Annotated in this window: 1 protein-coding gene; it reads right to left on the bottom strand. The window is 59.8% G+C overall.

From position 1 onward, the window contains the following. Positions 1-270 (bottom strand): winged helix-turn-helix domain-containing protein (locus R0J92_RS22780; protein WP_411053338.1); only part of this gene is annotated, 270 nt, incomplete at its 3' end. Between the last annotated feature and the right edge of the window lie 6 nt (positions 271-276).

The following is a 276-nucleotide window of genomic DNA, read 5'->3' as shown; positions in this document are numbered from 1 at the left end:
CTCCTTGTCCCTTCCGAGGCAGCACACTGTCGACGCCGCCACGTGATCTTCATATGCATCGCCGATCAGCGGGATCGGACGCGTCAGTCGGTAGCCCCGGCGGCCCACTGTCTCAATTAGCCCGGTGTCTTTGGCGTTGTCGACCAACATTCGGCGCAATTCGCGGATGCACTGTTTAGGCCCGGCCTCATTACCAGGGCTGTTGCCCCATATCATGCGCCGCAAATCAGCCGTACTAACCACTTCGCCTTGCTGCTCTATCAGTGCCACCAGGAC

It is taken from the genome of Tritonibacter sp. SIMBA_163, from assembly GCF_046535935.1.
In the GTDB taxonomy this organism is placed as follows: Bacteria; Pseudomonadota; Alphaproteobacteria; order Rhodobacterales; family Rhodobacteraceae; genus Epibacterium; species Epibacterium scottomollicae.
The sequence above is the reverse complement of the archived record's forward strand: the minus strand, read 5'-3'. Positions and strand labels throughout refer to the sequence as shown.